The sequence below is a fragment of the Streptomyces sp. NPDC002209 genome, from assembly GCF_042890265.1.
In the GTDB taxonomy this organism is placed as follows: Bacteria; Actinomycetota; Actinomycetes; order Streptomycetales; family Streptomycetaceae; genus Streptomyces.
Window position 1 is genome coordinate 277,463 of sequence record NZ_JBIARX010000001.1, and the last position, 25,670, is coordinate 303,132.

Consider the following 25,670-nt stretch of genomic DNA (forward strand, 5'->3'; position numbering starts at 1 on the left):
GCACACGAGGTACACGAGACGGGCAGGGAATGCCGCCCCTGTCGGTCGTGATCGGCGCGGGCGGCACCGGCGGCCACATCTACCCCGGGCTCGCCCTCGCCGAGGCGCTGCGCGCGGCCGTCCCCGATGCCGTGATCTCGTTCATCGGGACCGAGCGGGGCCTGGAGACGGAGCTGATCCCGGCCGCCGGCCACCGCCTGCACACCGTCGACATGATCCCGTTCGACCCGTCGCTCGGCGCGAGGCGCTATCTGCTGCCCGCCGCGCTGCTGCGCTCGGCCGGTCAGGCCCGGTCGGTGATCCGGGCCCAGGGTGCGCACGCCGTCGTCGGCATGGGCGGCTACCCGAGTGCGCCGGCCGTGCTGGGGGCCAGGATGGCGGGGCTGCCGGCCGTCATCCACGAGTCCAACGCGGTGCCGGGCCGGGCCAACCAGTTCGCGGCCCGGCTCACCCCGCACATCGCGGTGGCCTTCGACCGCAGCCGGGCCCATCTGGCGGGCGGGGCACACGCCCTGACCACCGGAATGCCGATCTCCGCGGCCCTCGCGCGGCTGGCGGAGCGCTCGCGCCCGGAGCGCGCGGCCCTGCGCGCTGAGGCCCGGCGGGCCCTGCACGTCGAGGGCGGCCGCCGCCTGGTCGTCTTCAACGGCGGCAGCCTGGGCGCCGCCCGGCTCACCGCGGCCGCCGTCGCTCTGGCCGGGCTCTGGCAGGGACGGGACGACGTACAGCTGCTGATCAAGACGGGCCCGCAGGCGCTGCCGGACACCGCCGCCGATCTCGCCGCCTGCGGCGGGCAGCGGATCGCCCGGGCCGTGCCGTACCTGGACCGGATGGACCTCGTGTACGCGGCCGCCGACCTGGTGGTGTGCCGGGCCGGGTCCGCGACGGTGGCCGAACTGGCGGCGACCGGCGTCCCGGCCGTGCTCGTCCCCTATCCGCACGCCCCCGGCGACCACCAGACCCACAACGCCCGGGTCCTCATCGACGCGGGAGCGGGCCTGCTGCTGCCGGACGCCGAGACCACGGCCGACCGGCTGGCGGTCCTGCTCGGCCCGCTGCTGGCCGACCCGGCCCGGCTGTCGGCGATGGCCGGCGCCGCCGACCCCGGCCCGCACGCCCGGGCCGCCGAACTGCTGGCGGCGGAGGTCCTCCGCGTGGCCGGCGTCCCCCTTCCCACCCTGGAGCGCATATGAACACGCACACGCACACGACCGCGACGAACCCCTGGACGGACCGAAAGGTCCTGGTCACCGGAGCCGAGGGGTTCATCGGGTCCACCCTCGTCGACCTGCTGGTGGCGCGGGGCGCCCGGGTCCGCGCCTTCGTCCACTACAAGCCGTACGCGGAGAAGGGCAACCTGGCGCGGTACCTCGCGGACCCGGACGGCCCGGTGGAGATGTGGGCGGGCGACATCCGCGACGCGGGCCGGGTCAGCGACGCGGTGGAGGGCTGCGACACGGTGTTCCACCTGGCAGCGCTGATCGGGATCCCGTACAGCTATGCCTCGCCGGGCGCGTACGTCCAGACCAACGTGACCGGTACGCAGAACATGGCGGAGGCCTGCCGCCGCCACGGGGTGCGGCGCCTCGTGCACACCTCCACGAGCGAGGTCTACGGGACGGCCCTGACGGCCCCGATCGCCGAGACCCACCCGCTCCAGCCGCAGTCCCCGTACTCGGCGTCGAAGATCGGCGCGGACATGATGGCGCTGTCGTTCCACCACGCCTTCGAGCTGCCGGTGACGGTGGTACGGCCGTTCAACACCTACGGCCCCCGCCAGTCGGCACGCGCCGTGATCCCGACGATCCTGGCGCAGCTGCACGCGGGCACGCGGGAGATCCGCCTGGGCTCCCTGTCCCCCACGCGGGACTTCACGTACGTGACGGACACGGCGGAGGGCTTTCTCGCGGTGGCGGAATGCGACCGGGCACTGGGCGAGGTGGTCAACCTGGGTACGGGCCAGGAGATCTCGATCGGGGCCTTGGCGCAGGCCCTGATCGAGGCATCAGGCCGCGACGCTCGCGTCGTCGTGGACGAAACCCGCCTCCGCCCCGCGGGCAGCGAGGTCCAGCGCCTCCTGTCGGACAACTCCCGTGCCCGTGACTGGGCCGGCTGGACCCCGGCGACCTCCCTGCGGGAGGGACTGGCCCACACCTCCGCCTGGATCGCCGCGAACCTCCCCCTCTTCGCCCCCTCCCGCTACCAGGTCTGACCGCCCCGCGGCGCGGCGGCCGGCCCCCCACCACCACGCGGTTGCCGCTGCGCGGGGTCCGGGGCCGGCCCCGCCCGTGCGGGGACCGGGCGGAGCGGGCGGCTACGTGCTGCGGAGGCTGCGGACGTCCAGGTGGCGCAGGACCCGGTCCACGATCTCCGGATCCGCGCCGGGCTCGCTGCGCGCCGAGAGCACCTCGTGCCGCGCCGCCGACATCATCTCCCGCTGGATCCGCTGGACGTCCCGGATCCGCTCCACCCTCTTCGCGTACGCCTCGCGCCGCTCCTCGTCGACCATGTCGGGGCTGATCCTGGCCCCCACGTCGTACGCCCGCCGGTACAGCACCTCCACCAGGTCCTCCGGGAGGTCCTCCACCTCCTCGATCTCCTTCAGCCGCCGCTTCGCGGCCTTCGCCGCGCGGATCGCCAGCTTCCGCTCGGTCTCCCGTTCGGCGTCCTCGTCAGCCTCCACGCCCAGCATCCGCACCAGCCTCGGCAGCGTCAGCCCCTGGCACACCAGCGTCACCATGATCACGGCGAAGGCGATGAAGATGATCTGGTCCCGCGCCGGGAACGGTGCCCCGCCCTCCACCTTCAGCGGGATGGCCAGCGCCAGCGCCACCGAGGCCACCCCGCGCATCCCGGCCCACCACATCACCACGCTCTCCCGCCAGCTCAGCGGGATCTCCTCGTCGTAGTCGCGCCGCGTGTGCAGCCGCTTGGCGAGCCACCCGGCCGGCAGCAGCCACACCAGCCGTACGCCGACCACCACCGCGGTCACGGCGGCCGCCCACCCCGCCATCTCCCCCTCACGGCCTGCCGCGACGCCGAACACGTTGTGCAGCTCCAGCCCGATCAGGCCGAACGCCACGCCCGTGACCAGCATGTCCACGACCTCCCAGAACGTGTGCCCGGCGAGCCGTCCCAGCACGTCGTCCGCGTCGGAGGCGTACTCCGCGAGGAACAGGGCGGTCGTCAGCACGGCCAGCACCCCCGAACCCTGGAGCTCCTCGGCCACCACGTAGGAGACGAACGGCACGAGCAGCGTCAGCCCGATCTGGAGCGTGGCATCGCCGAGCCGCCCCATGAGCGCGTTGGCGGCCCAGCCCAGACCGAGCCCGACGGCGACGGCGACCACGGCGGAGAGCACGAACTCCCCCAGCGCGTCCGGCCAGGAGAAGCTGCCGCTGACGGCGGCGGAGACGGCCACGTGGTAGAGCACGATCGCGGTGACGTCGTTGAACAGGCCTTCGCCCTCCAGGATCGACACCATGCGGCGCGGCAGCCCGAGCGATCCGGCGACCGCGGTCGCGGCGACGGGGTCGGGCGGGGCCACGAGCGCGCCGAGCGCGACCGCGGCGGCGAGCGGCAGCCCGGGGACGACGGCGTTCGCGACGGCGGCGACCGCGGCGGTCGTGACGAAGACGAGGGCCACGGCGAGCAGGAGGATGGGCCGGACGTTGGCGGCGAACTGCCGCCAGGAGGTGCGCTGCGCCGAGGCGTAGAGCAGCGGGGGCAGGACGAGCGGCAGGATGAACTCGGGCGGGATGTCGACGTTCGGCACGGCCGGCACCAGCGCGAGCGCGACCCCGGCGATGGTCATCAGGACGGGCGCGGGCAGCCCGAGCCGGTCCCCGAGCGGCACGGTGACCACGGCCCCGAGCAGCAGTACGAACAGCAGAGCAAGCTGATCCACTCCCCCACCCTGCCAGGCCGCTGCCGCCGGGCCGTGCGGTCGGAAGGCCGCATCCGCGTGTCGGCATCCCACCCGGGCGAGCCCGTACCGGGGCGCTGCCCCGCACGCCGATCGCAGTCGGGGCACGATGCGGCCGGGGCTACTGCAGTGCGCGCCGCATCGCCCGGTGCGGGATGCCCGCGTCCTCGAACTCCGGGCCGTAGGCCTCGTACCCGAGGCTCTCGTAGAAGCCCAGCGCGTGCGTCTGCGCGCCCAGGTCCACGGCCGTCAGGCCCAGCCGCGCCGCCTCCGCCTCGATCGCCCGGACCAGCGCCACCCCGACGCCCAGCCCGCGCGCGGCCTTGCGCACGGCCAGCCGCCCGAGCGAACCGACCGCCGGGTCACCGCCCGTCTTGCCCAGCGCCGCAGGCCCGTACAGCAGACGCCCGGTGCCCAGCGGCTCCCCGTCCGGCCCCACGGCCAGCACGTGCACCGCGACCGCGTCGTACGCGTCGTACTCGATCGACTCGGGCACGGACTGCTCGACCACGAACACCTCGGTCCGCACCGCGAAGCACGCCGCCCTGTCCGCCTCGGAGGCGACGACCCGGACGGCGAAGTCCGCGCCGGACGTCACTCGCTCTCGGCCCGGATCACGTCCAGCGCGTGCTGGAGGTCCGCCGGGTAGGTGCTCTCGAACTCCACCCACTGGCCGTCCGACGGGTGCTCGAAGCCGAGCCGCACCGCGTGCAGCCACTGCCGGGTCAGGCCCAGCCGCTTCGCGACGGTCGGGTCGGCGCCGTAGGTGAGGTCGCCGACGCACGGGTGCCGGTGCGCGGACATGTGCACGCGGATCTGGTGCGTACGCCCGGTCTCGAGCTTGATGTCGAGCAGCGAGGCCGCGCGGAAGGCCTCGATCAGGTCGTAGTGGGTGACGGAGGGCTTGCCCTCCTGGGTCACGGCCCACTTGTAGTCCGCGCTGGGGTGGCGGCCGATCGGGGCGTCGATGGTGCCGCTCATCGGGTCCGGGTGGCCCTGTACGAGCGCGTGGTAGCGCTTGTCCACGACACGCTCACGGAACTGGTTCTTCAGCGAGGTGTACGCGCGCTCGGACTTGGCGACGGCCATCAGCCCGGACGTACCGACGTCGAGGCGGTGCACGATGCCCTGGCGCTCGGAGGCGCCGGAGGTGGAGATCCGGTAGCCGGCGGCGGCGAGGCCGCCGATGACGGTGGTGCCGGTCCAGCCGGGGCTCGGGTGGGCGGCGACGCCCACCGGCTTCATGATGACGACGATGTCGTCGTCGTCATGGACGATCTCCATGCCCGGGACGGGCTCGGCGACGAGCTCGACCGGCCGCGGGGGCGCGGGCATCTCGACTTCGAGCCAGGCGCCGCCGTGCACGCGCTCGGACTTCCCGACGACGCTGCCGTCGACCGACACCTTCCCCGCGGCGGCGAGCTCGGCCGCCTTCGTCCGGGAAAAACCGAACATACGGGCGATGGCGGCGTCGACGCGCTCGCCCTCGAGGCCATCGGGAACGGGCAGGGTGCGGATCTCGGGAATCGTACTCACCTGTCGAGTATGCAGGACTCGGCAGCGCAGCTTTCCCGCGATCAGTCCTTGTGGACCGTGCCGTCCGGGTCCAGGCCCTTGAACGACAGCAGCACGATCAGGATGCCGCCGCACACGATCGCCGAGTCCGCGAGGTTGAAGACCGCGAAGTGGGCGGGCGCGATGAAGTCGACGACGGCCCCCCGGAACACGCCCGGCGAACGGAAGATGCGGTCGGTGAGATTGCCCAGCGCACCGCCCAGCAGCAGGCCCAGCGCGATCGCCCACGGCAGGCTGTAGAGCTTCCGGGCCAGCCGCACGATCACGATGATCACGGTGGCCGCGATGCAGGTGAAGATGATGGTGAAGGCCTCGCCGAAGCCGAAGGCGGCACCCGGGTTGCGGATCGCCTCGAACTTCAGCAGGTCGCCGATGATCCGGATCGGCGGCTGGTGCTCCAGCTTCGCGACGACCAGCATCTTGCTGCCGAAGTCGAGCAGGTAGGCGAGCAGCGCGACGACGAGCAGCGCGACGATCCGCCGACGCCTCCTGGGCTCGACGGCCTCCGGCTGGGCGTCGTCCCCGACCTCCGGCGTACCGATGATGCTCTCCGCCTCTGCCACGTGAGTCCCTCGACTAGCTCGAACCAGGTTGCCGACGACACAGCCCTACAGCCCTGCCAGGTCCCTGGACCCTGACGAGACACGAGAGTACGTCAGGGTCCGCCCGCGGCGGCAGCCCGGCCCGTGCGGTCTCAGCGCCCGCTCAGTGCCGCCGCTCCTGCTTCTGCTTGCAGTCCACGCACAGCGTCGCCCGCGGGAAGGCCTGCATCCTGGCCTTGCCGATGGGCTGGCCGCAGTTCTCGCAGAGCCCGTACGTGCCCGCGTCCAGCCGTTCCAGGGCCCGCTCGGTCTGTTCGAGCATCTCGCGGGCGTTCGCGGCGAGGGCCAGCTCGGACTCCCGGGTGATGTTCTTGGTGCCCGTGTCGGCCTGGTCGTCGCCCGCGCCGTCGCCGGAGTCCCGCATCAGGCCCGAGATCGCCTCGTCGGAGGCCTGCAGCTCGTCCCGCAGCCGCAGGACCTCGCTCTGCAGCTCGCTGCGCGCCTCGGCGACCTCCGCCGGGGTCCAGGGGTCCTCGCCGGGCCGTACGGCCAGCTCGCCCGGCGCCAGGCCCGCCGTGGCCCTTGCCTTCGGCAGGCCGCTGGTGGCGGCCGCAGCCGTCTTCCTGGCCGTACCGGTGCTCTTCTTGGCAACCACTTTCCGGGCTCCCGTCTGTTGCGCGGCGTGCGCCGCCCCCTCGGCCCCGGCCGCCTTGGCCGTGACCTTCCTCGCGGTCGTCTTCCCGACGCCGGTCGCCTTCTTCGCGGCCGCCTTGTCGACGGCCGCCGTGTTCACGGCCAAGTTCTTGTCGGCCGGGGCCTTCTTGGCCGGGGTCTTCTTGGCGGCCGCCTTCACGGCCACCGTCTTCACGGCCGTCTTCTTGGCCGCGGCCTTCTTGGCCGCGGCCTTCCTGGCGGGCGCCGTGGCCGCTCCGGTCGCCGGCTTCACCGGCTTCGCCGACTTCACCGAATTCACCGCCGTCCCGGCCGCAGGCTTCACGGCCTTCTTCCCGACAGCGGTCGCCTTCCGGGCCGGAGCCGCATTCCCGGCCGCCGTCGCCTTCCCGGCGGCCTTCCCGACGGCCTTCTCGGCAGTTCTGTCGGCGGTCTTCTTCGCCACCATGGCCGCGGCCCCTTCACATACTGTGATCTTGCGCGCGAATCGTGCCGGAACGATAAATCGACTCCGGCCTCGCGGCAACGGGGCACGCGTCCATCGATGCCAACCTGCATCCGTTGTGCCCAGCAGGGAGCCCGGTAATCCGCCCCACCCGTCACACCGGAGCCCGGACCGGCCCGTCGGACCGTTCGGGTCATGCCGGGCCCCCGTCCGGCCGCCGCCCCGCACCCCGCCGCAACCCCCGCCCCGACCCCCCGTAAACCGGTCTGCCGTGCCCGCCCCCGCCCCGTACACTGGGCCCAGCGAAAGGCACGGACGGGGACGAGTAGCGTCGGACGCAGCCATGAGCGACCCGGGGACGGTGAGAGCCCGGGGGCGAGCGCGATGCGAAGGATCACCCCTGAGCCGCCGGAAGAAAGCCCGCACGGATGCCCGTGGGGCCAGTAGAACCGGCTTCGCACCCCAATGAGGGGGCCACCGGATCCGTCCGGCGGCCAAGGAGGGTGGTACCGCGGGAGCAGCACGTCCTTGAGGAAGAGGGCGGCTCTCGTCCCTCCGGACGGAAGTGACATCCCGCCGGAGGAAGAGTTCAGCCTCATGACCACACCGCCGCAATACCGCCCGGTACCCGCCCAGGTCGACCTGCCCGCCCTCGAGCACGCCGTTCTCGACTTCTGGCGCGAGAGCAAGACCTTCGCCAAGACCCTGGAGCAGTCCGAGGGACGCCCCGAGTGGGTCTTCTACGAGGGCCCGCCCACCGCGAACGGCATGCCCGGCGCGCACCACATCGAGGCCCGCGTCTTCAAGGACGTCTTCCCCCGGTTCCGCACCATGCGCGGCTACCACGTGGCCCGCAAGGCCGGCTGGGACTGCCACGGCCTGCCCGTCGAGCTCGCCGTCGAGAAGGAGCTCGGCTTCAACGGCAAGCAGGACATCGAGGCGTACGGCATCGCCGAGTTCAACGCGAAGTGCCGCGAGTCCGTGACCCGCCACACCGACGCGTTCACCGAGCTCACGACCCGGATGGGCTACTGGGTCGACCTGGACGAGGCCTACCGGACCATGGACCCCGAGTACGTCGAGTCCGTGTGGTGGTCGCTGAAGGAGATCTTCAACAAGGGCCTGCTCACCCAGGACCACCGCGTCGCCCCCTGGTGCCCCCGCTGCGGCACCGGCCTCTCCGACCACGAGCTGGCCCAGGGCTACGAGACGGTCGTCGACCCCTCCGTCTACGTCCGCTTCCCGCTGACCTCCGGCCCGCTGGCCGGCGAGGCGGCCCTCCTGGTCTGGACGACGACCCCCTGGACCCTGGTGTCCAACACGGCGGTGGCGGCCCACCCCGAGGTCACCTACGTCGTCGCCCGCCGTGCCGGCGGCGAGGACTCCGAGAAGCTCGTCGTCGCCCAGCCGCTGCTGGAGAAGTCCCTCGGCGAGGGCTGGGAGGCCACCGGCCAGACCTTCACGGGCAAGGAGATGGAGCGCTGGACGTACGAGCGTCCGTTCTCCCTCGTCGAGTTCCCCGAGCCCGCCCACTACGTCGTGAACGCCGAGTACGTCACGACCGAGGACGGCACCGGTCTGGTCCACCAGTCCCCCGCCTTCGGCGCCGACGACCTCGCGGTCTGCCGCGCGTACGGCCTGCCCGTCGTGAACCCGGTCCGCCCCGACGGCACCTTCGAGGAGGAGGTCCCGCTCGTCGGCGGCGTCTTCTTCAAGAAGGCCGACGAGAAGCTGACCGCCGACCTCGACGCGCGCGGCCTGCTCTTCAAGCACATCGCCTACGAGCACAGCTACCCGCACTGCTGGCGCTGCCACACGGCGCTGCTCTACTACGCGCAGCCGTCCTGGTACATCCGCACCACCGCCGTCAAGGACGCGATGCTGCGGGAGAACGAGAAGACGAACTGGTTCCCGGACTCGGTCAAGCAGGGCCGCTTCGGCGACTGGCTGAACAACAACATCGACTGGGCGCTGTCGCGCAACCGGTACTGGGGCACCCCGCTGCCGATCTGGCGCTGCGAGGAGAACCACCTCACCTGCATCGGCTCCCGCGCCGAGCTGTCGGAGCTGTCCGGCCAGGACCACTCGGACCTGGACCCGCACCGCCCGTACATCGACGACGTCACCTTCACCTGCACGGCCGAGGGCTGCTCGCTCGAGGCGGTCCGCGTCCCGGAGGTCATCGACGCCTGGTACGACTCGGGCTCGATGCCGTTCGCGCAGTGGGGCTACCCGTACAAGAACAAGGAGATCTTCGAGAAGCGCTACCCGGCGCAGTTCATCTCGGAGGCGATCGACCAGACGCGCGGCTGGTTCTACACGCTGATGGCGGTCGGCACCCTCGTCTTCGACAAGTCCTCGTACGAGAACGTGGTCTGCCTGGGCCACATCCTCGCCGAGGACGGCCGCAAGATGTCCAAGCACCTGGGCAACATCCTCCAGCCGATCCCGCTCATGGACCAGCACGGCGCGGACGCGGTGCGCTGGTTCATGGCGGCCGGCGGCTCCCCGTGGGCGGCCCGGCGGGTCGGCCACGGCACGATCCAGGAGGTCGTCCGCAAGACCCTCCTGACGTACTGGAACACCGTCGCCTTCCAGGCCCTGTACGCCCGCACCTCCGGCTGGGCCCCCTCGGCGGCCGACCCGGCCCCGGCGGAGCGCACGGTCCTGGACCGCTGGCTGATCTCCGAGCTGAACAGCCTGGTGGCCGAGGTCACCGAGGCGATGGAGTCCTACGACACCCAGCGCGCCGGCAAGCTGCTGTCCGCCTTCGTGGACGACCTCTCGAACTGGTACGTGCGCCGCTCGCGCCGCCGCTTCTGGCAGGGCGACAAGGCCGCACTGCGCACCCTCCACGACGTCGTGGAGACGGTCACCCGCCTGATGGCCCCCCTGACCCCCTTCATCACGGAGCGGGTCTGGCAGGACATGATCGTCCCGGTCACCCCCGACGCCCCGGAGTCGGTGCACCTCTCCACCTGGCCGGTCGCGGACACCCAGGCGATCGACCCGGCCCTGTCCCAGCAGATGCAGCTCGTACGGCGCCTGGTGGAGCTGGGACGCGCCACGCGCGCCGAGTCGGGCGTCAAGACGCGCCAGCCGCTGTCGCGGGCCCTGGTGGGCGCGGTGGGCTTCGACGGCCTGTCGCCGGAGCTGCGGTCGCAGATCACGGAGGAGCTGAACGTCTCCTCCCTGGCCTCGCTCTCCGAGGTCGGCGGCTCACTCGTCGACACGACGGCCAAGGCGAACTTCCGGGCGCTGGGCAAGCGCTTCGGCAAGGGCGTCCAGGACGTCGCGAAGGCGGTGGCCGCGGCCGACGCGGCGGCGCTGTCCCTGGCCCTGCGCGCGGGCTCCGCGGCCGTGACGGTGAACGGGGAGGAGGTCGCCCTCACCCCGGAGGAGGTCATCATCACCGAGACCCCCCGCGAGGGCTGGTCGGTGGCGTCCGACTCCGGTGCCACGGTGGCCCTGGACCTGGAGATCACCCCCGAGCTGCGGCTGGCGGGCCTGGCCCGTGACGCGATCCGCCTGATCCAGGAGGCCCGCAAGAACTCCGGCCTGGACGTCGCGGACCGGATCGCCCTGCGGTGGTCCTCGTCGGACCCGGAGGTCGTCACGGCCCTGACCGACCACGCGGCCCTGATCGCGGACGAGGTCCTGTCGACGGACTACGCGACCGGCGAGGCGGACGCCGCGTACGGGGAGCCGTTCACGGACGAGTCCCTCGGCCTGACGTTCCGCCTCCGCAAGGCGTAGCCTCCCGGCCCGAGCGGCCCGCGCCCCCCTGCCGGGGGGTGCGGGCCGCTTCGTTTTCCCCGCGCAGCGCCATTTCAGCCCCGCCGGCGTTCGAGGCGCGGGGCCCCGGGGGCAGCGCCCCCGGAACGGCATCGCACCGGCACTCCGCCACCGCTCCGCGTAGGGGTACGCGTACGGGTACGCCAACGGGCCGGGCCCGGGTTCCGTGGGGAACCCGGGCCCGGCCCGTGACTGCTGACGCCGCCCGCAGGGCGAACCGCCTAGTTGTCGTCCTCGTCGATCAGGAAGCCCCGCATCGGCGACGGCGCCTGCTGCATCGGCTGCGGACCGGTCGGCCGCACCGGAGCCATCGGCTGCGTCATCGCGGGAGACATCTGCTGCTGACCACCGTACGAGGGGCCGCCCATCGGGGACGGGCCACCCATCGGCGAGGGACCGCCCATGGGCGACGGGGCACCCATCGAGTGGCCCATCGCTCCGGCCGGAGCCATCGACGGCGTGGGCGACGGCGGCAGCGCCGGACCGGCCGGGTTGCGCGGCGGAGCCAGGGAGTCGTCGGCCTGGGTCTCGAGCTGGCGCAGCTGCGACTCCAGGTAGGACTTCAGACGCGTACGGTACTCACGCTCGAAGCCCCGCAGGTCCTCGACCTTGCGCTCCAGCGTGGCGCGGGCGGACTCCAGGGAGCCCATCGCGACGCGGTGCTTCTCCTGCGCGTCCCGCTCCAGCGCGTCGGCCTTGGCTCGGGCGTCCCGCTCCAGGCCTTCGGCACGGCTGCGAGCCTCGCCGACGATCTTGTTGGCCTCGGAGCGGGCCTCCGCGATCGCCTGGTCGGCGGTCTGCTGCGCCAGCGACAGGACGCGGGCGGCGCTGTCGCCACCGGGGCCCTGCTGCGGAAGCTGCTGCGGCTGCTGCATCTGCTGCATCTGCTGCCCCATGGGCTGCATCTGCTGGCCCATCGGCTGCATCTGCTGGCCCATGGGCTGCATCTGCTGGCCGAGCGGGTTCTGGCCGCCCATGGACTGCTGGCCCATCTGCTGCTGGCCACCCATGGTGTGCATGGGGCCGCCCATCGGGCCCGGACCGCCCGGACCCTGCGGTCCGTGTCCACCGGGGCCGGCCGGAAGCTGCGGCTGGCCGCCCGGAAGCTGCGGCGGGCCCATCTGCGGCGGGCCCTGCTGCGCCGGCGGGCCGGATATGGCCGCGGGCACGGGGGCACCGGGGCCGCCGGGGCCGCGCTGGTCCTGGGGTTCCGGCTTGCGCATGCCCTGCTGCTGCTGGTTCTGCGCGGCGGCACGCGTGGCGGCGGCCAGCTTGGCGCGCAGGTCCTCGTTCTCGCGCAGCAGGCGCGTCAGTTCGGACTCGACCTCGTCGAGGAAGGCATCGACCTCGTCCTCGTCATAGCCTTCTCGGAGGCGGACGGTCGTGAACTGCTTGTTCCGCACGTCCTCGGGAGTCAGCGGCATGTCTTCTTCACCTCTACGTAGTCGTCGGCAGTCGGCAGGACCGTATCGGGACTGTCCCCGCGCCTGCGGGGAAGCTCATCGTTCACACGCTTCTCGCAGCGGTGCTCACGAAACTGATGAGGATGTAAACGATGATCATCAGAACGAAGAAGGACAGGTCGAGTGCCACGCCCCCGAGACGCAACGGCGGAATGAATCGCCGGAGAAGCTTGAGCGGTGGATCGGTGACAGTGTAGGTGGCCTCAAGGACGACCACCATCGCCTTGCCGGGTGTCCATGAACGTGCGAACTGGAAGACGTAGTCCATCACCAGTCGGAAGATCAGCACGATAAGGAAGCACATCAGCGCGATATAGACCACCTGCAGTGCGACGCCCATCCCGCGCTTCCCTCTCCCCTGCTCTCGCTCTGTCCCCGGCCCCGTGTCTGACGGATCGGTCTAGCTTTGGTTGAAGAACCCGCCCTCCGCGATGCGGGCCTTGTCCTCCGCCGTGACATCGACGTTAGCAGGCGACAGCAGGAACACCTTCTGTGTCACGCGTTCAATGCTGCCGTGCAGGCCGAAGACGAGGCCGGCGGCGAAGTCGACAAGTCGCTTCGCGTCCGTGTCGTCCATCTCCGTGAGGTTCATGATCACCGGAGTGCCCTCACGGAAGTGTTCCCCGATGGTACGGGCCTCGTTGTAGGTCCGGGGGTGCAGCGTCGTGATGCGGTACGGCTCCCGCTCGGAGACGACCTTGGGCATGATCACGGGGGCGTTCTTCTCCAGGTTCGAGCGTTCAGGTGTGATGGATGCCACGGGGGCAATTCGCGCAGGACGTCCGTTTTCCAGCGGCAATGGGATGGGTTCCCGTTGCGCCGGAGGCTGGGTAACTCGTACCGGTTCGTCCGTTACGGGCGGTTGGTGCACGGGTTGCTGGCGCCGGCGATCCCGCTCCGGTTCCGGCTCGGGCTCGAACTCGTCGTCGGGGTCGTACCCCGGGTTGTCGTACCGGTCGTCCTCCACGAGGCCGAGGTAGACCGCCATCTTGCGCATCGCGCCGGCCATTCTCTGAGTCCTCCGCTCTGTGGTGGATCGCCCTGTCGCAGGTGTGTCGCTGTGTCACCAAAGTCACCAACTGCCCGCGATCCACGTGGTCCGTCCGCCCATCAGCGGTAATGACCATATTTTCTGCTGTGGTCCGACTTTCTTCGCGACGTTACCCGAGCCGGGGTCTCGCGCCGAGTACCGCAGTGCCGACGCGTACATGTGTCGCACCGGCCGCAACGGCCTGTTCCAGGTCTGCACTCATCCCGGCCGACACCATCGTGGCAGTCGGATGGTCCGCGCGCAGGCGGGATGACAATTCCACCAGCCGCTCGAAAGCGGCCTGTTCGCGTCCCGCGTAGGGCCCGGCCAGCGGAGCCACGGTCATCAGACCGTCGATCCGCAGTCCGGGCGCCCCGGCCACGAGGTCCGCGAGTTCGGCGAGCTGCTCCGGAGCGGCGCCGCCCCGGGTGCCGCGCTCCCCCGACTCGGCGTCGAGGGCGATCTGTACGAGGCAGCCGAGTTCGCGTCCGGCCGCCTCCGCGGCCGCCGAGAGCGCCGTGACGAGCTTCGGCCGGTCGACCGACTGCACCACATGCGCGTATCCCGCCACGGAACGGACTTTGTTCGTCTGCAACTGGCCCACGAAATGCCAGCTGAGCGGCAGATCCGCGCAGGCCACGGCCTTGGGGGCGGCATCCTGGTCGCGATTCTCGGCCACATGACGGACCCCCAGGTCCGCCAGCAGTCGTACGTCGCTCGCGGGGTAGGTCTTGGTGACGACGATGAGGGTGACCTCGTCCCGTCCGCGTCCCGCGGCCGCGCAGGCGGACGAGATGCGTTCCTCCACCCGCGCGAGGTTCTCCGCGAGCTCCGACTTACGATCCGTCATTCTTCTTTTCCCCCGGGGGTCCGGGGGTTTCCCCCCGGGAAAGCTCTGTCAACCAGACATATCCGGCAAGCCGCCCGGTCACCCGGTCGCGGCGGTACGAGAAGTGGTCCCGCGACTCCAGTGTGCAGACCGGCGAGCGGTGCAGGTTCACCACCCCCGCCTCCGCGAGCTGGGCGTGCACCCCGGCGACCACGTCGACGGACGGCGTCCCCCAACTCGTCTCGCCGTAGGCGGCCGGTACCGCCTCGGCGACCGCGTCCCGCATCTCGGCCGGCACCTCGTAGCAGCGGCCGCAGATCGCGGGGCCGGTACGGGCGATGATCCGCCCCGGCTCGGCCCCCAGGGAGACCATCGCCTCCACCGCGGCCGGAACGACCCCGGCGACCAGTCCGGGCCGGCCCGCGTGGGCCGCTCCCGCGACCCCGGCGACGGGGTCGGCCAGCAGGACCGGGGTGCAGTCCGCGGTGAGCACCGCGAGGGCGACCCCCCGACGCGCGGTCACCACCGCGTCCACCGCCGGGACGTCGGCGGCGGGGCCCCAGGGTCCGGGGACCACCGCCACGTCCTTGCCGTGCACCTGGTTCATCCAGACCACGTGGTCCGGCTCGATGCCCAGGGCTCCGGCCGCGGCCGCCCGGTTCGCGAGAACGGCGGTGGGGTCGTCTCCGACCGCGCCGCCGAGATTGAGCTCCTCGTACGGAACGGCGCTCACCCCGCCCCACCGGTCGGTGAAGGCGAAGTGGGCGCCGTTCTCGATGTGCTGGTCCAGCGTCACTTCAAGAAGTCCGGAACGTCCAGTTCCTCGGCCGGGCTGTCCTGGTACGGCCGGGCCGTCGGGACCTGCGGCGCGGGGGCCGCGGCCTCGGCCGGAACCGCCTCGACCGGGGCCGGCTCTTCGCGCGGGGTGACCGTGCCCAGTCCGCCGAACGCCGGGCGCACCGGCTCGGCCGCGCGGACCGGCGCCGGGGCCGGCTCCTCGCGCTTGGTGGACGCGGCACCGATGACGTTGTCCCTGCGGGCCGGGGGCTGTCCGCCGTCGAAGCCGGCGGCGATGACGGTGACCCGTACCTCGTCGCCGAGCGCGTCGTCGATGACGGCGCCGAAGATGATGTTCGCCTCGGGGTGGGCGGCCTCGCTGACCAGCTGCGCGGCCTCGTTGATCTCGAAGAGGCCGAGGTCCGAGCCGCCGGAGATGGAGAGCAGCACGCCGCGGGCGCCGTCGATGGACGCCTCCAGCAGCGGCGAGGAGATGGCCATCTCGGCGGCGGCCACGGCGCGGTCGTCGCCGCGGGCGGAGCCGATGCCCATGAGGGCCGAGCCGGCCTCGGACATCACGGACTTGACGTCGGCGAAGTCGAGGTTGATCAGACCCGGGGTGGTGATGAGGTCGGTGATGCCCTGGACACCCGAGAGCAGGACCTGGTCGGCCGACTTGAAGGCGTCCAGGACCGAGACCTGGCGGTCCGAGATGGACAGCAGCCGGTCGTTGGGGATGACGATGAGGGTGTCGACCTCTTCGCGGAGCTCGGCGATGCCGTCCTCCGCCTGGTTCGCGCGGCGCCGGCCCTCGAAGGTGAACGGCCGGGTGACCACACCGATGGTCAGGGCGCCGAGCGAGCGCGCGATGTTGGCGACGACGGGTGCGCCGCCGGTGCCGGTGCCGCCGCCTTCGCCGGCGGTGACGAAGACCATGTCGGCCCCCTTGAGGACCTCCTCGATCTCCTCGCGGTGGTCCTCTGCCGCCTTGCGACCGACTGCCGGGTTGGCGCCGGCGCCGAGGCCCCGGGTGAGTTCACGGCCGACGTCGAGCTTGACGTCGGCGTCGCTCATCAACAGCGCCTGGGCGTCCGTGTTGATGGCGATGAACTCGACGCCCTTGAGACCGACCTCGATCATTCGGTTGATGGCATTGACACCACCGCCGCCGACACCGATGACCTTGATGACTGCGAGGTAGTTCTGCGGTGCTGCCACGTCGAAGGCCTCTCGCCTCGAGTTACGTGTCGCCGCCTCGCGGGCCTGCGTTGCGACGACTGATGCCGAAATGTGGGACGGTCCGAACGCGCCGACCCGAACCCTAACCCTGAAGTTTAGGGTTAAGAGTGTGTCTGTTCCCTGGACTCTTCCGAACAGGACACTAAGTCGACAAGTAGCGCGTGTTCAACGAACACGCCGAACCTCCCGTTTTTCTTTTCACCCTATGTGATCACCCGTATCGGTGGCCAACCAGGGTGCGTCGCTGTTGGACCCGACGTCAACTCCCGGACACCGCAGGGGCGGTGGGGACGCTCACGTCAAAGCGGTCAGCCTTGGGCGCCGCTTTCAGCAGGGCCGTCAGCGCACGGCCCTTCGCCTCGCCCTGTTCGCCGCTCCCCCACACGACGGTCCGCCCCCGGGCCAACTCCAGTACGACCGAGTCGTAGGACCCCACCTTGACCTGCACGGTCTCCTTGGCGACCGCCTCGGGGAGGTCTCCGGCGACGCCCACCGCCTCGCGCAACAGCCGCTCCTCGTCGAAGCGGCGGCCGCTCGGCGACTGCGCCGCGGACAATTCGAGGACCGGAACGCCCGCGGGTGCTTTCGGAACCGTGTCGAATCGCACACCCGAAGCGTCCACTTCCACGAAGTTGGCGTCCTTTTTGATGAGGAGGACCGGTTTGCGCTCCGTCACTTTCAGCCCGATCCCGTGCGGCCAGGCGCGCACCACATCGACCGAATCGACGCGGGGCAGCCGGCTGCGGACCCGGGCCGCGATCTCGTCGGTGTCCACGGTCACCAGCGGCGCCCCGACCGGTACGGCAGCGGCGGCCAGCACCTGCTCGGGGGTCAGCACCCCGGTTCCGCTTGCGGTCACCTTCTCGACCCGGAGCCAGGAGGAGCCGTAGAGCACCCAGCTGCCGCCGCCGACGAGGAAGACCGCGGCGAGGAGGCAGAGCAGCACGGGGCCCCGGTGCCGCATGCGCCGGACGAGGCGCTGCAGACCGGGGCCTCGCGGGCCGGAACCCTTCAACGGGCCCGACGACCTGGGCGGCTTGGGCGGTTTGGGAGAGCCGGAGCCCTTGCCCTTCCGGGCGGACCCGGAATTGCCGCGCTGTGCGGTGGTCGCTCCGGCCACTCCTGTGCCTCCTGCGCTAGCGGTTCCTGTGGGCGGCGATCGCCTCGTACACCATCGCGACCAGCAGCTCGTCGGCGTCCCGGCGGCCGAACTCGGCGGCGGCGCGGGACATCTCGTACAGGCGGTGCGGGTCGGCGAGCACCGGGAGGACCTGGCTGAGCACCCACTCGGGCGTCAGCTCCGCGTCGTCGACGAGCAGGCCGCCGCCGGCCTTGACCACCGGCTGGGCGTTGAGCCGCTGTTCGCCGTTGCCGATCGGCAGCGGGACGTACGCGGCGGGCAGCCCGACGGCGGACAGTTCGGCGACGGTCATCGCGCCCGCACGGCACAGCATCATGTCGGCGGCGGCGTACGCGAGATCCATCCGGTCCACGTACGGTACCGGCACATACGGCGGCATCCCGGGCATGTTGTCGACACGCGGCAGTTCGTTCTTCGGGCCGACCGCGTGCAGGATCTGGATCCCGGAGCGCTGGAGGGTCGGAGCGACCTGCTGGATGGTCTCGTTGAGGCGGCGGGCGCCCTGCGAGCCGCCGGAGACCAGCAGGGTCGGCAGGTTGGGGTCCAGGCCGAAGGCGGCGCGCGCCTCCGGGCGGACCGCGGCCCGGTCCAGGGTGGAGATGCTGCGGCGCAGCGGGATGCCCACGTAGCGGGCGCCGCGCAGCTTGCTGTCGGGGGTGGAGACCGCGACGGCGTGCGCGTAGCGGGAGCCGATCTTGTTGGCCAGTCCCGGCCGGGCGTTGGCCTCGTGGACGATGATCGGCACCCCGAGCCGCTTGGCGGCGAGGTAGCCGGGCAGGGCCACGTAGCCCCCGAAGCCGACGACGCAGTCGGCCTTGGTGCGCTCCAGGATCTCCTCGGCGGCCTTGATCGTGCCGCGCAGCCGTCCGGGGACGGTGATCAGCTCGGGGGTGGGCTTGCGGGGCAGCGGGACGGCCGGGATCAGCCCCAGCTCATAGCCGCGCTCGGGCACGAGGCGGGTTTCGAGCCCGCGCTCCGTGCCGAGGGCGGTGATGCCCACGGAAGGGTCCTGCCTGCGCAGGGCGTCCGCGAGGGCGAGCGCCGGCTCGATGTGGCCGGCGGTCCCCCCACCGGCGAGTACGACATGCACCGAAATTCACCGCTCTCCGGACGGACGCCTCTTGACGCTCCGTCTCATCGACTTCCATCTCTGCCCGGTCCGCTTCCAGCCGGTCTTCGGCTGGCGCATCGCGAGCGCCGCGCGCGCCGCCGGCTCCTCCCGCGCGAAGGCGATGAGCAGTCCGACCGCGAACATCGTCGGCAGCAGCGCGGACCCGCCGTACGAGAACAGCGGGAGCGGGACTCCGGCGATCGGCAGCAGACCGAGCACCGCACCGATGTTGATCACGGCCTGGGCCGTGATCCAGGTGGTCACGCCTCCCGCGGCATACCGTACGAAGGAGTCCTCCGTGCGTCCGGCCACGCGGATACCCGCATAGCCTAGAGCCGCGAACAGGGCGAGTACCGACAGCGTCCCTGCCAGACCCAGTTCCTCCCCGGTGATGGCGAAGATGAAGTCGGTATGGGCTTCGGGCAGTTGCCCCCATTTTTCCACACTGGCACCCAAACCGGAACCGAACCATCCGCCGGATGCGAGGGCGTAGATCCCGTGCACGGCCTGCCAGCACAGGTCGCCCCGACCGGGATCCGTCGCGCCGATGCAGGCGAGCCGGTCCATCCGGTGCGGACTGGTCTTGATCAGCAGTGCGACGATCACACCCGCGAACGCCAGCACCGCGACGAACATCCGCGTCGGGGCCCCCGCCAGCCACAGCAGGCCGAACAGGATGGCCCCGAGGATCATCGCGGTGCCCATGTCCCCGCCCAGCATGATCAGCCCGAGCAGCAGGAAGGCCACCGGGACCAGCGGCACCAGCAGGTGCTTCCACTGGCTCAGCAGCTCCTTGTCGCCCTTGCGGGCCAGCAGGTCGGCGCCCCAGAGGATCAGTGCCAGCTTGCCGAACTCACTGGGCTGGAGCATGAACGGACCACCAAGGGAGATCCAATTCTGGTTGCCGTTGATCGCCACCCCTATCCCGGGGACCTGGACCAGGACCATGAGGAACAAGGTTCCCGCGAGCACGGGATAGGACAGCGCCCGGTGCAGTTTGACCGGCATCCGCGAGGCGACCAGCAGCAGCCCGGTGCCGATCAGGGCTGCCAGGAACTGCTTCTTGAAGAAGTACGCGTCTCCCAGGCCCAGCTGGAGCGCTTTGATCATCGATGCCGAGTAGACCATCACCAGGCCGAGCACGGTGATGAGCAGCGAGCTGCCGAAAATCAGGTAATACGCGGTGAGGGGCCGGTCCCAGGCCTTGCGCAACTGCCGCTGCGTACGCCGGATGCGCTCCAGCGGCCCGCGCCCGGCGGGCCGCCGCACACCCATCGCCGGACGCCTGCGGCCCTGCGCCTTGACCGTCCTGGCGGACTTGGCGGGTTTCGCGTTCTTGACGGACTTGACGGCCTTCACGGCGGACGGCCGCCGCCCGGGCAGCACTTGCTTGGCCGGCATGTGTGACCTTCCCCTCCACTCGTACGAGGCGAGCAGCCGGTCGGGGAGGACTCGCCGGCCTGAGAACCGACCGGCCGGACCTACGCGCCCTCGGCGGCCAGTTCGCGCACCGCGTCCGCGAATGCGTCCCCGCGCTTGTTGTAGTTCGCGAACATGTCCATCGAGGCACAGGCCGGTGCCAGCAGAACCGTGTCGCCGGGCTCCGCGAGCCGGGCCGCTTCCCGGACCGCTGCGAGCATCGCCCCAGTGTCGGTCCGCTCGAGGTCGACGACCGGGACCTCGGGGGCGTGTCGCGCCAGCGCCTCGGCGATCAGCGCCCGGTCGGCGCCGATCAGCACCGCGCCCCGCAGCCGCTTCGCCGACTTCTGGACGAGCTCGTCGAAGGTCGCGCCCTTGGCGAGGCCGCCGGCGATCCACACGACGGGCTCGAAGGCGGCCAGGGAGGCCTCGGCGGCGTGCGTGTTGGTGGCCTTGGAGTCGTCGATGTACGTGACCCCCGCGACCTCGTCCACGTACGCGACGCGGTGCGCGTCGGGGCGGAAGTCGCGCAGCCCGTCGCGGACCGCGCGCGGCGCGACGCCGAAGGCGCGGGCCAGGGCCGCCGCGGCGAGCGCGTTGGCGATGTTGTGCGGGGCCGGCGGGTTGACGTCCTTGACCTCGGCGAGCTCCTGGGCGTTCTTCTGCCGGTTCTCGACGAACGCGCGGTCGACGAGGATGCCGTCGACGACGCCGAGCATGGAGGGGCCGGGGGCGCCGAGGGTGAAGCCGATCGCCCGGCAGCCCTCCTCCACGTCCGCCAGGGCGACCAGGGCCTCGGTGGCCGGGTCGGCGACGTTGTAGACGCAGGCCACCGTGTTGCCCTCGTAGATGCGGCCCTTGTCGGCGGCGTACGCCTCCATCGAGCCGTGCCAGTCGAGGTGGTCGGGGGCCAGGTTGAGCACGGCCGCCGAGTGGGCGCGCAGCGAGGGCGCCCAGTGCAGCTGGTAGCTGGAGAGTTCGACGGCGAGCACGTCGTACTTCTCCTCGCCGAGCACCACGTCGATGATCGGGGTGCCGATGTTGCCGACGGCCGCGGTCTTCAGCCCCGCGGCCTTCAGGATCGACGCGAGCATCTGGGTCGTGGTCGTCTTGCCGTTGGTACCGGTGATCGCCAGCCACGGCGCCGCGTCCGGGCCGCGCAGCTGCCAGGCGATCTCGACGTCGCCCACGACCTCCACGCCGGCCTCGGCGGCCGCGGCGAACAGCGGGCTGTCGGGCTTCCAGCCGGGCGAGGTGACGACCAGGTCGGTGCCCTTCGGCAGCGTCTCGGCATCGGCGAGCCGTACGGAGATGCCCAGCTCGCCGAGTTCGGCGGCCCGGGCGCGGTGGCCCTCGCTGTCGCCGCCGTCCACCACGGTCACCGAAGCGCCGAGGCCGGCCAGGGCGCGGGCGGCACTGATGCCGCTCACGCCGAGACCGGCGACGGTGATGTTCTTGCCCTGCCAGGAGGTCACTTGTCCGCTGCCCATCCCGCGTAGAAGAGTCCGAGACCCACGATCACGCACATGCCCTGGATGATCCAGAACCGGACCACCACCAGGACCTCGGACCACCCCTTCAGTTCGAAGTGGTGCTGCAGCGGGGCCATCCGGAAGACGCGCTTCCCGGTGAGCTTGAAGGAGCCGACCTGGATGACGACCGACATGGTGATGAGGACGAAGAGGCCGCCGAGGAGGGCGATCAGGAACTCCGTGCGGGAGCAGATCGCGAGACCGGCGAGGGCGCCGCCGAGGGCCAGCGAGCCGGTGTCACCCATGAAGATCTTGGCGGGCGAGGTGTTCCACCACAGGAAGCCGAAGCAGGCGCCCATCAGCGCGGAGGCGACGATCGCGAGGTCCAGCGGATCTCGTACCTCGAAGCACGCGTTGGGGTTCGTCAGGGTCTGCGCGTTGGCGCACGACTCCTGGAACTGCCAGACGCCGATGAAGGTGTAGGCGCCGAAGACCATCACCGCGGCGCCGGTGGCCAGGCCGTCCAGACCGTCGGTCAGGTTCACGCCGTTGGACATGGCCAGGATCATGAACAGCGCCCAGACCACGAACAGCACCGGGCCGATCGACCAGCCGAAGTCCGTGACGAACGACAGCTTGGTGGAGGCCGGGGCGTTGCCCCGGGCGTCCTTGAACTGCAGCGCGAGCACCGCGAAGGCGATGCCGACGATCAGCTGGCCGGCCATCTTGGCCTTGGCCCGCAGACCGAGCGAGCGGCGCTTGACGATCTTGATGTAGTCGTCGAGGTAGCCGACGAGGCCCATGCCGGCCATCAGGAAGAGCACCAGCACGCCGGAGAACGTGGGCTGACTGCCCGTGATCACCTTCGTCAGGGCGTACGCGATGATCGTCGCCAGGATGAAGGAGATGCCGCCCATGGTGGGCGTGCCCTTCTTCCCGGCGTGGCCGCGCGGGCCGTCGTCGCGGATGAACTGGCCGTAGCCCTTGCGGGCCAGCAGCTTGATCAGCAGCGGGGTGCCGATCACGGTCAGGAACATGCCGATGACACCGGCGAAGAGGATCTGCCTCATCGGTCGGCGACCTCGCCCCCGCCGGCCAGCAGCGCCAGAGCGACCCGCTCCAGGCCGACCGACCTGGAAGCCTTCACCAGCACGACGTCACCCGGGCGCAGTTCACTGCGCAACAGGTCGATCGCCGCCTGCGCGTCGGACACGACCACCGACTCCTCACCCCACGAACCCTCGTTATATGCGCCCAGTTGCAGCCAGGACGCTTCCCTGCCCCCGACTGCGACGAGCTTGCTCACGTTGAGCCGGACGGCAAGCCGTCCCACCGCATCGTGCTCGGCCAACGATGCGTCCCCGAGCTCGGCCATGGGACCGAGCACCGCCCACGTACGTCCCCCGTCGGCCCTGGCGGCGCCGCCCATCGCGGCAAGCGCGCGCAGAGCGGCCCGCATGGACTCGGGATTCGCGTTGTAGGCGTCGTTGACGATCGTCACGCCGTCCGCCCGCTCGGTGACCTCCATCCGCCACCGGGACAAGGTGCCCGCCTCGGAGAGCGCGGTGGCGATCTCCTCCACGGACATGCCCAGTACATGGGCGACGGCGGCCGCGGCGAGCGCGTTCGACACGTGGTGCTCACCGTACAGGCGCAAGGTCACTTCGCCGCACCCGGTGGGTGTGTGGAGTGTGAAGGAGGGTTGTCCTGCCGGTGTCATCCGGACTTCCGTGGCCCGTACGTCGGCGTCGTCGGCCTCGCCGAAGAGCACCGTACGGGCCTTCGTCCGGGCGGACATCGCGCGCACCAGCGGGTCGTCGGCGTTGAGGACGGCGACTCCGCCCTCGGCCTCGGACGGCAGGGCCTCGACCAGCTCGCCCTTGGCCTGGGCGATCTGCTCGCGGCCGCCGAACTCGCCGATGTGGGCGGTCCCGACGTTGAGGACGAGTCCGATGCGCGGCGGGGTCAGGCCGGTGAGGTAGTCGATGTGCCCGATGCCGCGGGCGCCCATCTCCAGCACCAGGTGCCGGGTTTCCTCCGTGGCGCGCAGCGCGGTGAGCGGCAGGCCGATCTCGTTGTTGAGGGAGCCCGGGGTCCACACGGTCGGTGCGTGGGCCTGGAGCACCTGTGCGATGAGGTCCTTGGTGGAGGTCTTGCCGGCGGAGCCGGTCAGGGCCACCACGTCGGTGCCGAGCCGCTCGACGACCGCGCGGGCGAGGGCCCCGAGGGCCTTCTCGACATCGGCGACGACGATCGCGGGGACGCCGACGGGCCGGGCGGCGAGGACGGCCGCGGCTCCGGAGGCGACCGCGCGCTCGGCGTAGTCGTGGCCGTCGACGTGCTCGCCGGCGAACGCGGCGAACAGGCTGCCGGCCTCCACCTGGCGGGAGTCGATGACGACGGGCCCGGTGATCCGCACGGACGCATCCGGTATGTCGTGGGGCCGCCCGCCGGTGATGTCGGCGATCTCGGCGAGGGAAAGGGCGATCACTGGTTCACCTCGGCCTGTCGGACGTTGCTGCCTTGCTGGCGTTCGATCGCGGCGCGGAGCACCGCACGGTCGTCGAAGGGCCGTACGACGCCAGCGGTTTCCTGGCCCTGCTCGTGGCCCTTGCCGGCCACCAGCACCGTGTCGCCGGGCTCGGCGCGGGCGACGGCGGCCGCGACGGCCGCGGCCCGGTCGGCGTCGACGAGGACCGTGCCGCGCTCTTCGGCGGGTACGGACACGGCGCCCTCGAACATAGCGGCGAGGATCGCGAGGGGGTCCTCGGAGCGCGGGTTGTCGGAGGTCAGCACGGCGGTGTCGGCGAACCGGGCGGCCGCGGCGCCCATCGGGGCGCGCTTGGTGGTGTCGCGGTCGCCGCCGCAGCCGAGCACGATGTGCAGCTTGCCGGTGGTGACCTCGCGCAGGGCGCGCAGCACCGATTCGACGGCGTCCGTCTTGTGCGCGTAGTCGACGACCGCGAGGTACGGCTGGCCCGCGTCCACGCGCTCGAGGCGGCCGGGGACCCCGGGGACCGCCGCGACGCCGTCGGCGGCGGTCTGCGGGTCGAGGCCGGCGGCGGCGAGCGTGACGATCGCGGCGACGGTGTTGGCGACGTTGAACGGGCCGGGCAGCGGGGCCGTGGCCCGTACGCGCTGTCCCTCCGGTCCGACCACGGTCAGCGTGGAGTCCATGTGCCCGAACACCACGTCCTCGGCGCGCCAGTCGGCGGCCGCGTCGCCCTCGGCGGAGAAGGTGACCACCGGGATCGAGGCCTCCTTGGCGAGGCGGCGGCCGTACTCGTCGTCGATGTTGACCACCCCGAGCCGGGCGCGGCGCTCGGTGAAGAGCTGCGCCTTGGCCTGGAAGTAGTCCTCCATGTCCGCGTGGAACTCCATGTGCTCCGGGCTCAGGTTGTTGAAGACGGCGACGTCGAAGACGCATCCGTCGACCCGGCCGAGCACCAGGGCGTGGCTGGAGACCTCCATGGCGACGGCCTCGACCCCGCGTTCGCGCATGACCGCGAACAGGGCCTGGAGGTCGGTGGCCTCGGGGGTGGTGCGCTCCGACTTGATGCGCTCGTCGCCGATGCGCATCTCGACGGTGCCGACCAGTCCGGTGCTGCGTCCGGCCCCGCGCAGACCGCCCTCGACGAGGTACGCCGTGGTGGTCTTGCCGGAGGTGCCGGTGATGCCGATCTGGAGCAGGTCCTCGCCGGGACGGCCGTAGATCGCGGCGGCGAGCTCGCCCATCCGGCCGCGGGGGCCGTCGACGGCGAGGACCGGCAGGCCGGTCGCGGCCGCGCGCTCGGCGCCCGCGGGGTCGGTCAGCACGGCCGCGGCGCCCAGTGCGGCCGCCTGGGCCGCGAAGTCGGCGCCGTGCAGCTTGGCGCCGGGCAGGGCCGCGTACAGGTCGCCGGGACGCACGGCACGGGAGTCGTGCGTGATCCCGGTGATCTGCGGCTGCGGCTGCTGCGCGGCGGCTGCGCCGGGGGCTTCGATGCCCAGCAGGGTGGCCAGCTCGCCCAGGGGTGTCGGGCGGGCGGCCTGGGGCCGGGGCGCGCCCGGCGGCGTTGCCGGGGCGTCTTTCTGGGCGGTTCTGGGCTGATCAGCGTGGGGCACGGCGGTGAGCGTACCGGGCTCGGCGGGCCGCTCGCGAAGTGAGGGCCCGGCCGCGCCACCGTCGGCCGTCGGGTTCCCGGGTTTCGGGGTGATCGTTGTCACTGATGGTGCCTCACGGATTTCTGGCGGGC

Annotated in this window: 21 protein-coding genes; 3 read left to right on the forward strand and 18 right to left on the reverse strand. The window is 71.6% G+C overall.

The window, feature by feature from the left end:
* Nucleotides 1-29 precede the first annotated feature (29 nt).
* Both ACFYXK_RS01325 and ACFYXK_RS01330 read left to right on the forward strand, forming a co-directional pair.
* A complete protein-coding gene (locus ACFYXK_RS01325; RefSeq protein ID WP_389409284.1) occupies nt 30-1,193 on the forward strand; it encodes a glycosyltransferase in 1,164 nt (387 codons plus the stop codon).
* The gene (locus tag ACFYXK_RS01330; protein ID WP_389409285.1) at nt 1,190-2,212 is read left to right on the forward strand and encodes an SDR family NAD(P)-dependent oxidoreductase; all 1,023 of its coding nucleotides are present in this window, start codon (nt 1,190-1,192) and stop codon (nt 2,210-2,212) included. The genes ACFYXK_RS01325 and ACFYXK_RS01330 overlap by 4 nt, the downstream gene beginning before the upstream one ends.
* Nucleotides 2,213-2,314: 102 nt before the next feature.
* Here ACFYXK_RS01330 and ACFYXK_RS01335 read toward each other — a convergent pair whose 3' ends face one another.
* From ACFYXK_RS01335 to ACFYXK_RS01355, 5 genes are all read right to left on the reverse strand, one after another.
* The gene (locus ACFYXK_RS01335) at nt 2,315-3,907 is read right to left on the reverse strand and encodes a Na+/H+ antiporter (RefSeq protein WP_389409286.1); all 1,593 of its coding nucleotides are present in this window, start codon (nt 3,905-3,907) and stop codon (nt 2,315-2,317) included.
* Between the two features lie 139 nt (nt 3,908-4,046).
* Nucleotides 4,047-4,523: a GNAT family N-acetyltransferase gene (locus ACFYXK_RS01340; protein WP_389409287.1), complete on the reverse strand. Its 477-nt coding sequence runs from the start codon at nt 4,521-4,523 to the stop codon at nt 4,047-4,049.
* Complete coding sequence (locus tag ACFYXK_RS01345; protein ID WP_389409288.1) at nt 4,520-5,461, reverse strand: RluA family pseudouridine synthase; 942 nt, start codon at nt 5,459-5,461, stop codon at nt 4,520-4,522. The genes ACFYXK_RS01340 and ACFYXK_RS01345 overlap by 4 nt, the downstream gene beginning before the upstream one ends.
* Nucleotides 5,462-5,502: 41 nt before the next feature.
* Complete coding sequence (lspA, locus tag ACFYXK_RS01350; protein ID WP_389409289.1) at nt 5,503-6,063, reverse strand: signal peptidase II; 561 nt, start codon at nt 6,061-6,063, stop codon at nt 5,503-5,505.
* A 142-nt stretch (nt 6,064-6,205) separates the two neighbouring features.
* Nucleotides 6,206-7,162: a TraR/DksA family transcriptional regulator gene (locus ACFYXK_RS01355; protein ID WP_389409290.1), complete on the reverse strand. Its 957-nt coding sequence runs from the start codon at nt 7,160-7,162 to the stop codon at nt 6,206-6,208.
* 594 nt (nt 7,163-7,756) lie between these two features.
* Between ACFYXK_RS01355 and ileS the strand changes: the two genes are divergently transcribed.
* Nucleotides 7,757-10,915, forward strand: coding sequence for an isoleucine--tRNA ligase (ileS, locus tag ACFYXK_RS01360; protein ID WP_389409291.1), 3,159 nt, complete (start codon nt 7,757-7,759; stop codon nt 10,913-10,915).
* A 260-nt stretch (nt 10,916-11,175) separates the two neighbouring features.
* On the opposite strand, the gene ACFYXK_RS01365 is transcribed toward ileS, so the two are convergent.
* The 13 genes from ACFYXK_RS01365 to ACFYXK_RS01425 all read right to left on the reverse strand — a co-directional run bounded on the left by ACFYXK_RS01365 (nt 11,176) and on the right by ACFYXK_RS01425 (nt 25,641).
* Nucleotides 11,176-12,378, reverse strand: coding sequence for a DivIVA domain-containing protein (locus tag ACFYXK_RS01365; protein WP_383508194.1), 1,203 nt, complete (start codon nt 12,376-12,378; stop codon nt 11,176-11,178).
* A gap of 82 nt (nt 12,379-12,460) precedes the next feature.
* The gene (locus tag ACFYXK_RS01370) at nt 12,461-12,757 is read right to left on the reverse strand and encodes a YggT family protein (RefSeq protein WP_030155988.1); all 297 of its coding nucleotides are present in this window, start codon (nt 12,755-12,757) and stop codon (nt 12,461-12,463) included.
* Between the two features lie 60 nt (nt 12,758-12,817).
* Nucleotides 12,818-13,426, reverse strand: a complete 609-nt coding sequence (locus ACFYXK_RS01375) for a cell division protein SepF (protein WP_266630095.1) — start codon at nt 13,424-13,426, stop codon at nt 12,818-12,820.
* Nucleotides 13,427-13,577: 151 nt separating this feature from the next.
* The gene (locus ACFYXK_RS01380) at nt 13,578-14,297 is read right to left on the reverse strand and encodes a YggS family pyridoxal phosphate-dependent enzyme (protein ID WP_383508189.1); all 720 of its coding nucleotides are present in this window, start codon (nt 14,295-14,297) and stop codon (nt 13,578-13,580) included.
* Nucleotides 14,284-15,072, reverse strand: a complete 789-nt coding sequence (gene pgeF, locus ACFYXK_RS01385) for a peptidoglycan editing factor PgeF (protein ID WP_389409292.1) — start codon at nt 15,070-15,072, stop codon at nt 14,284-14,286. Before pgeF ends, ACFYXK_RS01380 begins: the two co-directional genes overlap by 14 nt.
* Complete coding sequence (gene ftsZ, locus ACFYXK_RS01390; RefSeq protein ID WP_389409293.1) at nt 15,069-16,271, reverse strand: cell division protein FtsZ; 1,203 nt, start codon at nt 16,269-16,271, stop codon at nt 15,069-15,071. The genes pgeF and ftsZ overlap by 4 nt, the downstream gene beginning before the upstream one ends.
* Before the next feature lie 280 nt (nt 16,272-16,551).
* Nucleotides 16,552-17,412, reverse strand: coding sequence for a cell division protein FtsQ/DivIB (locus ACFYXK_RS01395; protein WP_389409294.1), 861 nt, complete (start codon nt 17,410-17,412; stop codon nt 16,552-16,554).
* A gap of 16 nt (nt 17,413-17,428) precedes the next feature.
* Nucleotides 17,429-18,523, reverse strand: coding sequence for an undecaprenyldiphospho-muramoylpentapeptide beta-N-acetylglucosaminyltransferase (murG, locus tag ACFYXK_RS01400; protein ID WP_363175106.1), 1,095 nt, complete (start codon nt 18,521-18,523; stop codon nt 17,429-17,431).
* 6 nt (nt 18,524-18,529) lie between these two features.
* Nucleotides 18,530-19,945 (reverse strand): putative lipid II flippase FtsW, encoded by a 1,416-nt coding sequence (ftsW, locus tag ACFYXK_RS01405; RefSeq protein ID WP_389409295.1) that lies wholly within the window; start codon nt 19,943-19,945, stop codon nt 18,530-18,532.
* Between the two features lie 80 nt (nt 19,946-20,025).
* On the reverse strand, nt 20,026-21,453 hold the full coding sequence (gene murD / locus ACFYXK_RS01410; protein ID WP_389409296.1) for a UDP-N-acetylmuramoyl-L-alanine--D-glutamate ligase: 1,428 nt from the start codon (nt 21,451-21,453) through the stop codon (nt 20,026-20,028).
* Complete coding sequence (mraY, locus tag ACFYXK_RS01415; RefSeq protein ID WP_030291896.1) at nt 21,435-22,505, reverse strand: phospho-N-acetylmuramoyl-pentapeptide-transferase; 1,071 nt, start codon at nt 22,503-22,505, stop codon at nt 21,435-21,437. Before mraY ends, murD begins: the two co-directional genes overlap by 19 nt.
* Nucleotides 22,502-23,926: a UDP-N-acetylmuramoyl-tripeptide--D-alanyl-D-alanine ligase gene (gene murF / locus ACFYXK_RS01420; protein WP_383508167.1), complete on the reverse strand. Its 1,425-nt coding sequence runs from the start codon at nt 23,924-23,926 to the stop codon at nt 22,502-22,504. The genes mraY and murF overlap by 4 nt, the downstream gene beginning before the upstream one ends.
* Nucleotides 23,923-25,641 carry a UDP-N-acetylmuramoyl-L-alanyl-D-glutamate--2,6-diaminopimelate ligase gene (locus tag ACFYXK_RS01425; protein ID WP_389409297.1) on the reverse strand — a complete coding sequence of 573 codons (1,719 nt, stop codon included), beginning with the start codon at nt 25,639-25,641 and terminating at the stop codon, nt 23,923-23,925. Before ACFYXK_RS01425 ends, murF begins: the two co-directional genes overlap by 4 nt.
* Between the last annotated feature and the right edge of the window lie 29 nt (nt 25,642-25,670).

Bases quoted from the DNA above. Each gene is read 5' to 3' on its own strand.
- ileS (WP_389409291.1), top strand. From the start codon at position 7,757: ATGACCACACCGCCGCAATACCGCCCGGTACCCGCCCAGGTCGACCTG.
- ACFYXK_RS01325 (WP_389409284.1), top strand. From the start codon at position 30: ATGCCGCCCCTGTCGGTCGTGATCGGCGCGGGCGGCACCGGCGGCCAC.
- murD (WP_389409296.1), bottom strand. From the start codon at position 21,453: ATGGGCAGCGGACAAGTGACCTCCTGGCAGGGCAAGAACATCACCGTC.
- ACFYXK_RS01370 (WP_030155988.1), bottom strand. From the start codon at position 12,757: ATGGGCGTCGCACTGCAGGTGGTCTATATCGCGCTGATGTGCTTCCTT.
- ACFYXK_RS01365 (WP_383508194.1), bottom strand. From the start codon at position 12,378: ATGCCGCTGACTCCCGAGGACGTGCGGAACAAGCAGTTCACGACCGTC.
- ACFYXK_RS01330 (WP_389409285.1), top strand. From the start codon at position 1,190: ATGAACACGCACACGCACACGACCGCGACGAACCCCTGGACGGACCGA.
- ACFYXK_RS01380 (WP_383508189.1), bottom strand. From the start codon at position 14,297: ATGACGGATCGTAAGTCGGAGCTCGCGGAGAACCTCGCGCGGGTGGAG.
- ACFYXK_RS01355 (WP_389409290.1), bottom strand. From the start codon at position 7,162: ATGGTGGCGAAGAAGACCGCCGACAGAACTGCCGAGAAGGCCGTCGGG.
- ACFYXK_RS01375 (WP_266630095.1), bottom strand. From the start codon at position 13,426: ATGGCCGGCGCGATGCGCAAGATGGCGGTCTACCTCGGCCTCGTGGAG.
- mraY (WP_030291896.1), bottom strand. From the start codon at position 22,505: ATGAGGCAGATCCTCTTCGCCGGTGTCATCGGCATGTTCCTGACCGTG.
- ftsW (WP_389409295.1), bottom strand. From the start codon at position 19,945: ATGCCGGCCAAGCAAGTGCTGCCCGGGCGGCGGCCGTCCGCCGTGAAG.